The organism is Stutzerimonas kirkiae (genome assembly GCF_004327335.1).
GTDB lineage: Bacteria > Pseudomonadota > Gammaproteobacteria > Pseudomonadales > Pseudomonadaceae > Stutzerimonas > Stutzerimonas kirkiae.
Window position 1 is genome coordinate 56,537 of the sequence record NZ_QJUO01000002.1, and the last position, 13,727, is coordinate 70,263.

At 64.0% G+C, this 13,727-nt stretch carries 14 protein-coding genes; all 14 read right to left on the bottom strand.

Annotated elements, in window-relative coordinates:
• Position 1: 1 nt before the first annotated feature.
• The 14 genes from DNJ95_RS01905 to DNJ95_RS01970 all read right to left on the bottom strand — a co-directional run bounded on the left by DNJ95_RS01905 (position 2) and on the right by DNJ95_RS01970 (position 13,723).
• On the bottom strand, positions 2–484 hold the full coding sequence (locus tag DNJ95_RS01905; RefSeq protein ID WP_131183035.1) for a prepilin-type N-terminal cleavage/methylation domain-containing protein: 483 nt from the start codon (positions 482–484) through the stop codon (positions 2–4).
• Positions 485–862: 378 nt separating this feature from the next.
• On the bottom strand, positions 863–1,345 hold the full coding sequence (locus DNJ95_RS19630) for a pilin (protein ID WP_131183036.1): 483 nt from the start codon (positions 1,343–1,345) through the stop codon (positions 863–865).
• 21 nt (positions 1,346–1,366) lie between these two features.
• On the bottom strand, positions 1,367–1,909 hold the full coding sequence (locus DNJ95_RS01915) for a type II secretion system protein (RefSeq protein WP_131183037.1): 543 nt from the start codon (positions 1,907–1,909) through the stop codon (positions 1,367–1,369).
• Positions 1,910–1,976: 67 nt separating this feature from the next.
• Positions 1,977–3,212: a type II secretion system F family protein gene (locus DNJ95_RS01920; protein ID WP_131183038.1), complete on the bottom strand. Its 1,236-nt coding sequence runs from the start codon at positions 3,210–3,212 to the stop codon at positions 1,977–1,979.
• Between the two features lie 157 nt (positions 3,213–3,369).
• On the bottom strand, positions 3,370–5,097 hold the full coding sequence (locus tag DNJ95_RS01925; RefSeq protein ID WP_131183039.1) for a GspE/PulE family protein: 1,728 nt from the start codon (positions 5,095–5,097) through the stop codon (positions 3,370–3,372).
• Positions 5,094–6,467: a tetratricopeptide repeat protein gene (locus DNJ95_RS01930; RefSeq protein WP_131183040.1), complete on the bottom strand. Its 1,374-nt coding sequence runs from the start codon at positions 6,465–6,467 to the stop codon at positions 5,094–5,096. The genes DNJ95_RS01925 and DNJ95_RS01930 overlap by 4 nt, the downstream gene beginning before the upstream one ends.
• Positions 6,464–7,384 carry an ExeA family protein gene (locus tag DNJ95_RS01935; RefSeq protein ID WP_131183041.1) on the bottom strand — a complete coding sequence of 307 codons (921 nt, stop codon included), beginning with the start codon at positions 7,382–7,384 and terminating at the stop codon, positions 6,464–6,466. The genes DNJ95_RS01930 and DNJ95_RS01935 overlap by 4 nt, the downstream gene beginning before the upstream one ends.
• Positions 7,385–7,391: 7 nt before the next feature.
• Entirely contained in the window at positions 7,392–8,996 is a 1,605-nt protein-coding gene (gene mshL, locus DNJ95_RS01940) for a pilus (MSHA type) biogenesis protein MshL (RefSeq protein WP_131183042.1), read from the bottom strand.
• A complete protein-coding gene (locus DNJ95_RS01945) occupies positions 8,993–9,328 on the bottom strand; it encodes a Type II secretory pathway component (protein WP_242671850.1) in 336 nt (111 codons plus the stop codon). The genes mshL and DNJ95_RS01945 overlap by 4 nt, the downstream gene beginning before the upstream one ends.
• Entirely contained in the window at positions 9,321–9,989 is a 669-nt protein-coding gene (gene gspM, locus DNJ95_RS01950) for a type II secretion system protein GspM (protein ID WP_131183043.1), read from the bottom strand. The genes DNJ95_RS01945 and gspM overlap by 8 nt, the downstream gene beginning before the upstream one ends.
• Positions 9,982–10,587 carry an MSHA biogenesis protein MshI gene (locus tag DNJ95_RS01955; RefSeq protein WP_131183044.1) on the bottom strand — a complete coding sequence of 202 codons (606 nt, stop codon included), beginning with the start codon at positions 10,585–10,587 and terminating at the stop codon, positions 9,982–9,984. Before DNJ95_RS01955 ends, gspM begins: the two co-directional genes overlap by 8 nt.
• The gene (locus DNJ95_RS01960) at positions 10,588–11,454 is read right to left on the bottom strand and encodes a type IV pilus biogenesis protein PilM (protein WP_242671851.1); all 867 of its coding nucleotides are present in this window, start codon (positions 11,452–11,454) and stop codon (positions 10,588–10,590) included.
• Between the two features lie 378 nt (positions 11,455–11,832).
• Positions 11,833–12,888: a DNA polymerase IV gene (gene dinB / locus DNJ95_RS01965; RefSeq protein ID WP_131183046.1), complete on the bottom strand. Its 1,056-nt coding sequence runs from the start codon at positions 12,886–12,888 to the stop codon at positions 11,833–11,835.
• Positions 12,889–12,997: 109 nt separating this feature from the next.
• Positions 12,998–13,723 (bottom strand): SapC family protein, encoded by a 726-nt coding sequence (locus DNJ95_RS01970; RefSeq protein WP_131183047.1) that lies wholly within the window; start codon positions 13,721–13,723, stop codon positions 12,998–13,000.
• Positions 13,724–13,727 lie beyond the last annotated feature (4 nt).

The following is a 13,727-nucleotide window of genomic DNA, read 5'->3' on the forward strand; positions in this document are numbered from 1 at the left end:
TCTATATCCTGATATGACCATTACGCTGGACGTTGAATTGCACGCCACCGCCACCGCTGGAGCGGCGGATGGCGACATTGGCGTCTGCGTTCCCAGCCGGCACTATGCGCTCACCGATCGAATCGAATACCAGCGAAAGATTACTGCCGCTTCCGGTAAGACCAGAGGGCGCCGCGGCCCGAGAATAGTTACCGCCGGTTGGCGACTGTACGGCGGTACCGGCCTGCGGGCAGTTCGCCGGCTGGCCGTTATAAAGCAACTGGTAGCCGCCCCCGGCAGTGACAACGGCATTGACCTGGCAACCACTGGCCAGGGCCAGCTTTTGCGCATAGCGCACGGCACTCAGCAACTCTTCGAGGTAGAGCCGCTCGTCGAAGTCACGCCGGTCGAAAAAGCGCGGGATGGCCACGGCGGCGAGGATGCCGAGGATAACGATCACCATGACCAGCTCGACGATGGTGAAGGCCTTGCTGTATCCGTGCATCGCAACCTCCAGCCGGAATCCATCAGTGTGTAGATACCCATCATCGTTGACTGTCGATGATGGGTATCGTCGCTATGCTCCTCGACCCATCCTACGGGTTCGACGCCTGAAGCCTCGTAGCCCCGGATCGGCATTGGCCCGCGCATTGGCGGTGAAATCGACAAAGCGCGGAAGCGCCACGACCGCCAATATGCCAAGGAGCACGATCACCGTGATCGTTCGACCAGGGTGAAGCGTGTCGCCGGGTCATATTCGAGCCTGCTTGTATTGATATAAGCAAAGTAGGATGGGTCGAGCGTAGCGATACCCATCGTCGTTTGCCGCCAATGATGGGTATCGTCGCTATGCCGCTCAACACATCCTATGCGCTAGAAGTTGTCAGCAGCCATTAGTATTAATCGCATAAGTTGGTGCAGGATAACTAGTAACTCCATCCTCAACTACTGCTGCCGGAACGGTATAGGTAAATGAGCAAGTTGCCGGAGTGGCAGACTTAACCAGTTGTATCGTAAGAGTTGAAGCTTCAACAGCCCCCCCGCCAGTGGTTGAATAATCAGCAACGTCCAACTGAGCAGCAATAATAATCCCGTTCGCATCTGCTGTAGGATAACCGTTCACCATAGTAACCGCGCCACCTTCTAGTTGAACATTGGTTCCTACGGCCGCACTAGACACAAGTTGTTGGGCATGGGCAATTGCGGCAGCAGACTTAACTGCCCCCAACGCGCCATTAAGTGAGGCTATACGGGCATCCCGGCCAAAATCCGCAAACCGCGGCAACGCCACCGCCGCCAGAATCCCCAGAATCACGATCACCATAATCAACTCGATCATGGTAAAGCCGCTTTGTTGTCTTCTCATCGTATAACTCCTTAGCAAGGTTCAGTTGAATGTGACGAATACTTCGCCGGTATTGGCGTTGTACTCGATGGCGTCGTCACCGCCATCGAGGTTGTAGGTGTAGATACAGCGCACGCCGTTGGCGCTGGCGGTAAAGGCCGGGCTGGTACCGGTGATGCTCGGGGCCGAGGCCTGCATCAGGTTGGCCCAGAGGTTGCGGCATTCGTCGGCGCTCATGGCGGCGGTGGCGGCGGGTGTGCCGCTGCGCTCGGTGCCGACCGGCCAACCGTTGGCATTGACGTCGATGCTGCCATTGCCATAGCCGATGACGTTTATCTGGCAGTTGTCGGCGGTGCAGCCGTTGTGGCCGCCGCTGCGATTCAGTTCGTACTGGCCGCGTACCAGCGACACCGCCGAGGTCAGGGCACCACCGACACTGCGCACGGTGGAGCGATGGGCGTCCTTGGCCGAGTCGATGAAGTGCGGCAGGGCAATGGCGGCGAGGATGCCGAGGATGGCGATCACCACCACCAGCTCGATCATGGTGAAGCCGGTTTCCCGACGCGGAACCGCTGTCTGTGTCATTTTTCCACCTATTGCGCCTTGCTACGGTGAGTTTTGCAAAATTCGTGCTCGATTATCTTGCCCTGCATCAACCTCGACCCTGCGCCGCCGCGCCCAGTTCCCACATCGGCAGGAACACGCCCAGGGCCAGTACCAGCACCATGATGCCCATGGCCACGATAAGGATGGGCTCGATGGCATCGGCCAGTTGCTTGAGGTCGTAGTCGACTTCCTGTTCGTAGAAGTCGGCCACCTCGACGAACAGGTCGTCCAGCGCGCCGGTTTCCTCGCCGACCGCCATCATCTGCAGTACCAGCGGGGTGAACAGGCCACTGTTGGAGGCCGAGCGGGTCAGCGACTCGCCGCGCTCGACGCTTTCGCGCATGCCCAGCACGGCTTCGCCGATATGCCGGTTGCCGACGCTGGCGCTGTTGATCGACAGGGTTTGCAGCAGCGGCACGCCGGCACGGTACATCATGGCGAAGGTACGGGTGAAGCGCGCCAGAGCGATCCGCTCGAAGATGCCGCCGACGATGGGCAGGCGCAGTTTCAGGCGGTCCCACTTGAGTGAGCCGGCATCGGTCGCCGTCCACTTGAAGAAGGCATGGATGCCGCCGGCGATGCCCAGTAACAGCAGCCACCACCACTCGCGCATGAAGCTGGAGGTACCGATCAGGATGCGGGTGGGCAATGGCAGTTGCGCATGGAAGGACGCGAAGACCTGGGCGAACGCCGGTATCACCAGGATATTGATGACGCCCAGCGCCACGCCCATGGCCACCAGCACGAAGATCGGGTAGCGGGTGGCCTGCTTGATGCGCTTGCGGGTCTCGCGCTCCAGTTCCAGGTAGGTGGAAAGCTGGCGGAAGGCCTGGTCGAGCTGGCCGGTGTTCTCGCCGACGCTGATCATGCTGACGAACAGGCTGTTGAAGACCTTCGGGTGCTGGTTGAGGGTGACGGCCATGGACTGGCCGCTTTCCAGCCCGCCACGGACCTCCTGCAGCACTTCGCGGAAGTACAGGTTGCGGTTGGATTCGCCGAGGCCGCCGATGGCGCGGATGATCGGCACGCCGGCCTTGGTCAGGCTGTACATCTGCCGGGTGAAGATGATCAGTTCGTCCAGGTCGACCTTTTTCCGCCGCAGGCGCTGTCGCAAGGCGGCCAGGATGTCCTCGCCACCTTCGGCCCTGGCCGCTTCGATGGTCAGGGGCGTGATGCGCCGGGACAGCAGTTCGCTGGCCGCGACATCGGCGTTGGCGGCGTCGAGCGAGCCTTCGATCTTGCTGCCGTGGGCGTCGCGGCCAGTGTAGCGAAAGGCTGGCATCAGGGGTGTGCCTCGCGGTGTCGGGCCTCATACCTGCAGTGCCAGCCTGGCAAGCCATTCGCGGGCAAGGCCACGTCTACGGGCGAAACATGGACCACATATGGCGCCCCGGGAAGCGGTCCTGGCCGCGAAGCTTGCCAGGCACGGACGAATGCGCTCATTGCAGCATGTCCTCGTCGCTCAACGTCGCGCAGACTTTCAATACTTCATCGACACTGGTGATGCCGGCCATGGCGTAGTCCAGGGCGCAGGCGGCCAGCGGGCGATAGTGCGGCTGCTGGCGGGCGGCCTCGGCAAAGCTCTGTGGGTCGCCGCGACGTAGCGAGGCGACCATCGCTTCGTTCATCTCCAGCAGCTCGAAGACCCCGATACGCCCGCTGTAGCCCGAGTTATGGCAATGGTGGCAACCGCTGCCCCGTTTGAAAACGGCGTTCCCCAGCGACCCACCGTTGAGGGCCTCCAGCCATAGCCGCTGCTGCGGCGTCGGCTCATGGTCTTCCATGCAGTTTTCGCAGACACGGCGGATCAGCCGCTGCGCCAGCACGGCGTTCAGGGCGGTGGCGACCAGGAACGGCTCGACGCCCATGTCGATCAGGCGCATGGCCGAGGTCAGGGCGTCATTGGTGTGCAGGGTGGACAGCACCAGGTGGCCGGTCATCGCCGCACGCAGGGCGATCTCGGCGGTTTCCTGGTCGCGGATCTCCCCCACCAGCACCACGTCCGGGTCCTGGCGCAGAGCGGCGCGCAGCACGCGGGCGAAGGTCAGGTCGATCCTGGCGTTGACCTGCACCTGGTTGATGCGCTGCATGCGGTATTCGACCGGGTCCTCGACGGTGATGATCTTCAGTTCCGGGCTGTTCAGTTCGGCCAGCCCGGCATACAACGTGGTGGTCTTGCCCGAACCGGTCGGCCCGGTCACCAGCACCATGCCATGGGGCCGTTGCAGCAGGCGGCGGAAACGCTCGAGAATGCCCGGCGGCATACCGCTGCCTTCCAGGGTGGACATGCTGCCGCTCTGGTCGAGCAGGCGCATCACCACCGACTCGCCGAACTGCACCGGCATGGTCGAGAGACGCACATCGAAGTTATGGTTGCGCACGCGGATATTGAAGCGGCCATCCTGGGGCAGGCGCTTTTCCGAGATATCCAGGCCGGACATGATCTTCAGGCGCATGACCAGCGCCGAGGCGATGCGCTGCTCCTTCATCACCTGCTCGTTGAGCACGCCGTCGATACGCTGGCGGATACGCACTACGCCATCGTCCGGCTCGATATGGATGTCCGAGGCCTTCATCTGCACCGCGTCCTCGAACAGTGTCTGCAACAGCCGCACCACCGGCGCGTCGCTGTTGCTGTCGGAGCCAAGGCGCGAGAGGTCGAACTCGCTCTCCTGCAGCTCGCCCTCCAGTTCGCCGGCCAGCGAGGCGATCTGGCTGGTGCGCCGGTAGACGCGGTCGAGGGTGTCGAGCAGTTCGCTCTCGCGCACCACCGCCGGATAGACGCGCTTGCCCAGCAGCCGCTCCATCTCGTCCTGGGCGAACAGGTCGAGGGGGTCGCTCATGCCCACCAGCAGGCCATCGCCCTGGCGCGACAGGACAATAACGCGGAAACGCCGCGCTACCGCTTCGGGCAGGCTCTGGGTGAGGTCGCTGTCGAACTTGTAGTGCTTGAGCTCCACGAAAGGAATCTGCAACTGCTCGGACAACGTCGACAGAAGCCGCTTTTCGTCGATGAAACCGAGGTCGACGACGGTGCGCCCGAGCTTCGAGCCGGTACGTTTCTGTTCCTGCAGGGCCTGTTGCAACTGGCCATCGTTGATCAGCCCGGCCTGTATCAACAGGTCACCGATCCTGACCTTGCGCTGACGGATGTCCTGCTGGTTCATGGCCTGCCTCCCAGGGCGCCGGCGCGTTCATTGGCGAAACGCCGCGAGTCTTCATCCAACCCCTGGCCCAGCAGGGCCAGGCGGTAATGGCGGCCGGCCTCGGCGGGCCGCTCCAGTTGTTCGAGGGCGATGGCCAGGCCCAGTTGCCAGGTGGCCTGCCCCGGGCGCAGGGCAACCAGCGCCTGGTAGGTCGCGGCGCTGCCCTGCCAGTCCTCGACCTGCTGGTAGAGCGCGGCCAGCAGGGCATGGTAGGACGGCTCGCGAGCGAGTTCGGGCGGGTTCTGTTTCAGGCTGGCCAGGGCGGCGTTGCTGTCTCCGACCAGTAGCTGGCCGCGCGCCAGCGACAGGCGCAACTCGGCATCCTGCGGGTGCTGGTGCAATTGTGCCGGCAACCACTCCAGCAAGCGGGCATGCTCCCCTGCCGCCAGGTAGGCGCGCGCCAGCCAGCGTACGACTTGTACATTGCCCGGCTGCTTTTCGTGCAGCGCCTGCAGAGCGGCGATGGCCCGCCCGTACTCGCCATCGGCCAGCCATTGACGCGCCTGGGACAAGGGCTCTGGAGTATGACTGGTGATACTGACGGAGGTCGGCCCACGCACCGCCGGCGCCAGTTGAACGCTCGGTTGAGCGGCGGCGACAGGCTCGCCGCCGGCCTGGCGCGAGGTTACATCGACCGCCGGCGCCGTGCGTGTCACCCAGTCCGGCCATTGCGCATCGACCAGGGTGGCCGGCTCGGCCTCGGGCAGTTCGATCCCGGCCACTTCGGGCAGGCCTTCCCGTTGCAGCTCCAGCGGTACTTCCAGCCAGAGCTGCCAGCGATCCGCGCTGGCCTCCAGGCGATCATGCAGTTGCAGGCGCTCGCCCAGGCCGGCGAACTGCACCCGCACCTGCCCGCCCTGCTGCTCGACCCGCCAGGCCAGGCTCTGGCCGTCCTTCTCGATACGGCCACTGCGCATCTCGCCACGCAGTTGCACCCCTTCCAGCAGCAGGTCGACCAGCCCCTGCTGGTCGGTACGGCGATAGCTGGGCGAACCATCCAGCAACAGTTGCAGCACGAAGCGCCGGCCATCGTTCTGTGGCAGCACTTCGACCAGGGCCAGCAGCGCCGGCTCACTGGCGACAGCGGGCACTTCGGCCAGTGGCGCTTCGACGTCCGGCACGGCAGGCGCGCCCGACTGGCGCCAGTAGAGCAACGCCAGCAGCAGCGCGACCACCACCAGCAGCGCGCCGACCAACGCGCCGCGCTGCCAGCGCATGCGTCGGGCGAGCCGGCGCTCGTCCACCGCCTGCATGTCCAGCAGTCGCTCGCGTTCGGAGGGCGCCGCGCGGCGCGCCTCGAGATCACGCAACATATCGTTGACCAGGCTCATGGCAACACCTCGCGCACTTGCGACAGCCAGGGCCAGACGGCCAACAGCAGGCAGACGGAAACACCGCCGGCCAGCAGCCACCATGACAGGCGCGAAGATGACCGCCGCGCCCCCTCGGTATCTTCCAGGGCCCGTCGCACATGGCGCGGCGCGACCTGCCGCGCACCTTCCCCATAGGCCGCCATCAGGCACTTGTTGGCGAGGATATTGAGCAGCCGCGGAATACCGCCGCTGCCTCGCACCAGCAGGCGCACCGACGCGCCGCTGAACAGTGGCTCGCCGCGATAGCCCGCCACCGCCAGGCGTTCCTGCAGGTAGCGGCTGGCATCACGCACATCCAGCGGCCGCAGGCGGTAGGAGAAGGTGATGCGCTGGCGCAGTTGGCGGAAATCCTCGCGGGCCAGGGTCGCATCCAGCTCGGGCTGGCCGAACAGCACCACCTGCAACAGCTTGCGCTGTTCGGTCTCCAGGTTGGTCAGCAGGCGCAGGCCCTCCAGCGTCGCGCTCGGCAACGCCTGCGCCTCGTCGATCAGCACCACGGTGCTCTTGCCGGCGGCGGCCAGCTCGATCAGGCGCTGGTGCAGGGCGCTCAACAACCCGTGGTTATCCAGTTCCTCGACATCGGCGATATGCAGTTCATGGGCCAGGGCCTGGCGCAGCCCCATCGGGTTGAGCGCCGGGTTGGGTAGCCAGGCGACCTGGTAGCGCTCGCTATCGAGCTCATTGAGCAGGGCGCGGCACAACAGGGTCTTGCCGGTGCCCACTTCGCCGGTGACCTTGATAAAGCCTTCACCCTCGCCCAGGGCCACGCGCAGCAGGTTGAGGCAGGCCTGGTAGGGCGCGAGTTGCACCAGGAAGTCGGTGTTCGGCGTCAGCGCGAAGGGCTTCTCGCGCAGGCCGAAGAATGCCTCGTACATAGATGACCTATCTCACCTGCCGAAAGGACTCGGCGCTCTTGCGCAACTCGTCCAGCCAGATCTGATCGGTGACCACCTGCGGGCGCATGAGGATGACCAGTTCGGTCTGTTGCAGCTCCCTGCGCCGCTGCTGGAACAGCACACCCAGCAGGGGCAGCCTGGATGCCCAGGGCACATTGGCGTCCTCATTGGTATTGCGGTTCTCCAGCAGGCCGCCGATCACCACCACCTGGCCACTGCGGGCACGCACGATGGAATCGGACTGGCGTGTAGTGGACAGTGCCAGCGGCAGGTTGAAGACGTTGTCCGCGCCGCCGAGCTGGATGCTCTTCTGCTGGTCCTCTACCCGGCTCACGGTGGGACGCACATGCAGCGTGACCTGTTCGTTCTCGTCGATCTGCGGGGTGACATCCAGGGAAATCCCGGAGAAGAACGGCGTCAGGGTGATATCCAGGTCCGGCGCGGTGGTACCGCCGGACAGCGAGGTGGTGGTGGTCGACACATCGGTGACGAAGAATTCGTCGGTGCCGACCTTGATCACCGCCTTCTGGTTGTTCAGCGTGGAAATGCGCGGGCTGGACAGCACCCGCACCTGGCCCTGGGTTTCCAGCAGTTGCAGCACCCCGCTGAAATCGCCGGTGGAAACGCTGGCGCTGAACACGCCGCCGAGCCCCTCCGGGCCGGTCAGGGTATCGCCGCCAATCCCCAGGGAAAAGTCCGCGCCACCGAGCCCCCGCCCGAGTTGCGACCAGTTGATGCCCGACTGGAAACCATCCGACAGGCTCACTTCGAGAATCTTGGTCTCCAGGATCACCTGCCGTTGCAGGTTGCGCTGCGCCTGCTGCAGGAAGTGCTCGACGTTCTGCTGGATCACACTGGGCGCGCGCACCACCAGCAGGCCGGCCTGCGGGTTGACCACCACATTGTTGCCTTCGTCGGCGCCGATCATCATGCCGATGACCTCGCGCAGTTCGCTCCAGAAATCCACCGTGCTGCTGGTCAGCAACTGGCTGGCACTGACCGTGGCGGAACTGGTGCCGGTGGTGGTGCCCGCCGCTCCGGAACTGGTGCTGTCGCTGGTGACCACCTGCCCCGAACTGACGCGCGTATCGGTGCTGCCCTGGCGCTGGACGTTCAGGTAGTTCAGGTCATAGGTCCGGGTGATACGCTCGTTCGGCAGTATCTGGTAGCCATAGCTGGTACGACGGTAGTCGTAGCCATAACTGTCACGCACCGCCGACAGCACCTCGTCGAGGGTGACATTGCGCAGGCTGAAGGTGATCTCGCCACTGACCTGCGGGTGCACCAGCAGATTCTGCCCGGCGCTTTCGGCCAGGCTCAGGAAGAACTCCGGGGCGGGCATGCCATTGACCGCCACATCGAAACGCGGCCCCCTGGCCACGGCGGGCACGCCGATATCCAGTTGCGGTATCAATGCCGCCTGTACCGAAAGCGGCGGCACGACTTTCTGCTGGCTCTGCGCCAGGCTTTCCTCGAACAGACGGTCACTCTGCTCGTACAGGCGCTGGTCCCCGTCCGGGAATGTCTGGCAGGCAGTCAGTAGACCGATCATGCCCAGCAGACCGAAGTGCGGGAAGTATTTCAGCATCATGGCTTTGCTCGACTCGGAGTGATGACCGGTGTGGCCAGGCGCAGCGTTTCACGCTGCCCCTCGCGCTCGATCAGGACGGAGTGTGAATGGATGGCCAGCACGCGGGCATCGCCCAGGCGCTCTCCAACCTTGAGGGGTTGACCATTGATGACGGCGCGCGATACCTGCGGCGAACGCAGGATCGCCTGCAGTTGCAGGCTGGCGGGAGGGGCCTGCGCGCCCTTCGGTGTCAACTCCACGGGCGGTTGGGTCGGGTCGCGCGCCAGCGCGAGCGTGCTCGCCAGTACGGCCAGCAGCAATGGAAAGCGGAACAGCTTCGACAAGTCAGACACCGAGCACCCCCTGGTCACGGCTCAAGGTATGCAGGTCGATGATGATGCGTGCCTTTTCATGGCCCTCCTCGCTCACCCGGTGGTCGAGACTGTCCCAGTGCAGGCGCCAGCCCGATGCCTGTACCGCGCGCAGGTATTCGAGCAGGTCGAAATAACCGCCCTCGAGGGTCAGTTTCAGGCCATGGCGGTAAAGCGCCAAGGGTACCTCCGATGGCGTACTCCCCACTTGCGGCGGCGTATCGCCCGGCAGTTCCAGCGGCGTACTGGAGCTTTCCAGGTTGATCAGCTTGAGCCGCGGCTGATTGCGCAGCAGCTCCTGCAGGACACTCTTCATCTGCGCTGGCGGAATCAGCGAACCGGTTTCCTCATCGATACGCCGCAGGACCTCCTGCCTGACGCCCTCGGCAACCCTCAGGGCATCGCGATAAGGCAGGTTGGGGTCGGCGGCCATCCTGGCTTCCAGGTCGAGCCGGGTCGCCTGCGCTTCCTGCAGCCGCGTCTCGGCGTCCTGACGCTCACGCACGTAGGTCTGCTCGCGTAATGCCAGGGGCTCGGCCAGCAGCAGGTAGTAGAGCATGACCAGCAGCGCCAGGCCGACGGCGTAGCACAACCATTGCTCACGGGGCGCCAGGGCATGCCAGCGCTTCAGCAGGTCATTCATCGCGCCCCTCCCCCGCCTGTCGTGAGGCCAAGCGGAATTCCAGCAGGTCGCGCTGATCGCGCAGAATCTCGAAACGGGCGAACTGGCGCCCCCTGAACACTTCGCTGCGCCCCAGGCTCTCGAGGTACAGCGGGAACAGCTCCTGATTCTGGCTGAGGCCATACAGGGCCAGTTCGCTGCCACCGTCGAGCAGATGGATACGGGTCAGCCACAGGCCACTCGGCGGATGCCGATCGGCCAGCGCCAGGAGGTAGGCGACGAAACCGCCACGGCGCTGCAAGTCCAGGTCACGCAAGTAATCGGCCATACGCTGCAACTGGCGGTTCTCGCTTTCCCGCGCCGTCACCCGGGCCGGCAATGCCGGGTCCAGCACCGGTTCGCGGTAGTTCGCCTTGACCGCGTCGAGCTGCTGCTGGGCTTGCGCGGCCTGTTGCCGGGCCGTTTGCGCGGCTTCTGCGGCCTGATACGAGCGCCACCCCTGCCAGGCGGCATGCAACCCCAGCAGCAGGCTCAGCAGCAGCAGGCCCAGCAGCAGCGATCGCGGCCGTGGGCCGCCTTCGTCGCGCTGTTCATGCTGATAGAGGTTGATGTTCTGCATTCAGTCGATTTCCTGGCGCAAGGCGGCACCCACCGCCCCCATGCAAAACGCCTGCAGTGACTCGTCCAGCTCGGCCTGTGGCTGCCCGGGGAACAGTTCGCGCATATCCAGCCGCTGCAGTTTGACCGCCAGGTCCCGCATCAGTGCTTCACGGGTGCGCTCACCATCCTGCTTCATCGGCAGCAGCAACAGGCGGCTGATATAGCCCTTGCCCAATTGGCTTTCGAAATAGTCCAGGGAGCGCTGGATTTCCAGTGTCATATTGGACAGGTCCTGGTCGGCGCGGGCCAGGCCATTCTCGATATGCCGCGCCATATAGAGGTCGGCGCCATTCTGGATGCAGACCAGCCCTTCGCTGGTGCGCAGGCGCAGTAGCGCCAGGTTGATGCCCTCCGCCCCCACCAGCAGCCCCAGGTTGCGAAAGGCCATCTCGGTAATGTCGATACTCGACAAGCGCAATCCCGCCTGACTCACCAATGCCTCGTATTCGGCAACGCGGGCCTTGCCCAGTACGACGCAGTAAACCATCCGAGTGCGCCCGCGGTAGGCATCCTCGGGCAGGCTGAAGCAGTCGATGACCACCTGTTCGAGGGGCTCGCCGATCATGTCCTTCACTCGCCAGCGCATGGCATCGCGCAGCTCCGCAGGCGGAACGTCGGCCGCCTCCAGCAGGAATATCTGATAAAGCGAAGGGTGCAACAGCAGGTTCACCGGCATGCCCTGCCAGCCGTTATCGCCCACCAGCGCCTTCAATTCTTCGTGCTGCCGGTCACGGGCCGCTTCGCGGTATTCGCAATGCAGCAGGCTGACAGCATCGGGGGTCCTGTGGACATGCGCCACGGCGATACCCTGCAGACTGGTTTCCAAGCCCAGCAGTCCGACGGTTTTTGTCTTCTTCCCCCGGGAAAACAGTCTCACGGCCTCAAATACTCCATTCTCGAAATGTGCCGAATACGGCACCCGGCGACATGATAGTGGGCCACTGCTGGATGACGAAGATGAAAGCAATAAGTATCAATGTGCTATTAGACACTAAAAAACTCGTCAAAACATAAGAATACCGGCATCTCATGATAACCGGTCAAACATAGTCAGATAACAGGCACTGCCCCCGACAAATTGCCGACACCTGTTCCGTCCGCCGCATGCTCACCGAACATGGAGCAAAGCACCAGAGGGCAAAACGTCCCAGCGATGCCCCGGGTCTGCTGACGTTTCGGCGCAAGCCGCGTTGTCGCGACCATGCTAGAACAGTCGCAATTGTTCGAACTCATCCCGCAGGTCGATCAGACGGACCCCCACCCCGATAAGCCTTACCGGACTGCCGCGGCGCGCATAGGCCATCGCCAGCAGATCTCGGTAGTGCTCCAGTTCCAGCCCCACTCCCGCCTGCTCCAGGGTGGTCTGGGTGAAATCATGGAACTTGAGCTTCACGAAGGGCTTTCCCGGCCGGTAACTCTCATCGAGCCGTGCCAGGCGACGCGCCAGCTCCGCCAGCAATTCCGGCAACTGTGCGATACAGGACGGCAGATCCGGCAGGTCCCGATCGAAGGTATTTTCCACGCTCATGGACTGGCGCCGGTGCTCCGCCGTGACCTCTCGCTCGTCGATCCCCCTGGCCAACCCCCACAATCGCTCGCCAAAGGCACCGAACTCACGCACCAGCGCCAACCTGTCCCAGCCACGCAAGTCCTCGCAAGTCGCCACGCCCATCCGCCCGAGGCGCTCCGCCGTGACCTTGCCGACACCATGCAGGCGAGCGACCGGCAGCATTTTCACGAACTCGTCCACCTGCTCCGGGGTTATCACGAACAGGCCATCGGGCTTGCGCCAGTCACTGGCGACCTTGGCCAGGAACTTGTTCGGTGCGACACCCGCCGAAACCGTGATGCGCAGCCGCTGCCAGACGCGCCGCCGGATATCCTCGGCAATGCGCGTGGCGCTGCCGGAGAAATGCGCGGAATGGGTGACATCCAGATAGGCCTCGTCCAGTGAAAGCGGTTCAATCAACTCGGTATAGTCACGAAAGATTCCGTGGATCTCCCGCGAGGCCTCGCGATAGGCCTCGAAACGCGGGCGGATGATCAACAGGTCGGGGCACAGTTTGAGCGCATGCGCCGAGGACATGGCGGAGCGCACGCCATAGGCGCGCGCTTCGTAGTTGCAGGTCGCGATCACCCCACGCCGATCAGCCGCGCCACCCACGGCCAGGGGGCATGTCGCCAGGGAGGGATCGTCGCGCATCTCGATGGCCGCGTAGAAGCAGTCGCAATCCACGTGGACGATTTTTCTCTGATCCATGGCACCATGATACTGGATCGCGGCGGTAGTCCATCGCTCCGCTGACGGGGCGCCTCCACGTCTTCGTCGTGACGTGGCCGCGTAGCGGAGAGGCCCCGTGGGGCGGGGCTCAGTCCCTGGCCTGTGCCGCGGTCAGGTCGATGAGCGTCGCCCAGTTGCTCATCGATATGAAGTGGCAATACACCAGGTGCAACCAGCCACGCTCTCGCCAGTGCAGGAAGGTTTCCTCCGGCAACTGCTGGAAGCGCGCCTCGTCGATGATCTTGAACCCGCCCAGGCTGAGCTTCTCCCCGCTGGCCAGCGATACGTCGGCGCGGTTATCGGTCAGCAGGCCGGCCTGCTGCAGCGCATCCACGAACTGCTCGGTAAACGCATGGTGGCCCTGGTAGTCGCGACAAAAGGCCAGTGCATTCTCCAGCAGCGGCGTCGGCTTGCCGTCCGCGAACAACGGGCGGCCTTCATCGCGGACCACGCCCTCGGCGGCCTCGTCGATGCACAGGGCATATTCCGACTTGTCCGCGTTCTCCATGAAAATGAACGGATAGCGGCGCACATACGCCGGCACATAGCTGGAGCGCCATGCGCCATCTTCCGCGACGAACAGGTTTTCCCCGCCACGCAGGCCGAGCAGGGCCACCGGCTGCGGCTTCGCGCCATCGGCGAAGAGGATGGGATAGTGCTTGCAGGCCTGGGTGAACTCCGCAGCCGCCAGCGGCACCGAGTTGCTGATGCCGGCGAAGCTGTAGTCGACACCTTCGAGCAGGCCCAGCGTGGCGTCCTGTTCGGCGCGCAAAGGGCGTGGCTGCTTGTAGAAAACGGGTTGTGCCTGGGTCATGTCG

Coding starts and splice junctions, on each gene's coding strand:
- DNJ95_RS01905 (WP_131183035.1), bottom strand. CDS start 484: ATGCACGGATACAGCAAGGCCTTCACCATCGTCGAGCTGGTCATGGTG.
- DNJ95_RS19630 (WP_131183036.1), bottom strand. CDS start 1,345: ATGAGAAGACAACAAAGCGGCTTTACCATGATCGAGTTGATTATGGTG.
- DNJ95_RS01915 (WP_131183037.1), bottom strand. CDS start 1,909: ATGACACAGACAGCGGTTCCGCGTCGGGAAACCGGCTTCACCATGATC.
- DNJ95_RS01920 (WP_131183038.1), bottom strand. CDS start 3,212: ATGCCAGCCTTTCGCTACACTGGCCGCGACGCCCACGGCAGCAAGATC.
- DNJ95_RS01925 (WP_131183039.1), bottom strand. CDS start 5,097: ATGAACCAGCAGGACATCCGTCAGCGCAAGGTCAGGATCGGTGACCTG.
- DNJ95_RS01930 (WP_131183040.1), bottom strand. CDS start 6,467: ATGAGCCTGGTCAACGATATGTTGCGTGATCTCGAGGCGCGCCGCGCG.
- DNJ95_RS01935 (WP_131183041.1), bottom strand. CDS start 7,384: ATGTACGAGGCATTCTTCGGCCTGCGCGAGAAGCCCTTCGCGCTGACG.
- mshL (WP_131183042.1), bottom strand. CDS start 8,996: ATGATGCTGAAATACTTCCCGCACTTCGGTCTGCTGGGCATGATCGGT.
- gspM (WP_131183043.1), bottom strand. CDS start 9,989: ATGAATGACCTGCTGAAGCGCTGGCATGCCCTGGCGCCCCGTGAGCAA.
- DNJ95_RS01955 (WP_131183044.1), bottom strand. CDS start 10,587: ATGCAGAACATCAACCTCTATCAGCATGAACAGCGCGACGAAGGCGGC.
- dinB (WP_131183046.1), bottom strand. CDS start 12,888: ATGGATCAGAGAAAAATCGTCCACGTGGATTGCGACTGCTTCTACGCG.
- DNJ95_RS01970 (WP_131183047.1), bottom strand. CDS start 13,723: ATGACCCAGGCACAACCCGTTTTCTACAAGCAGCCACGCCCTTTGCGC.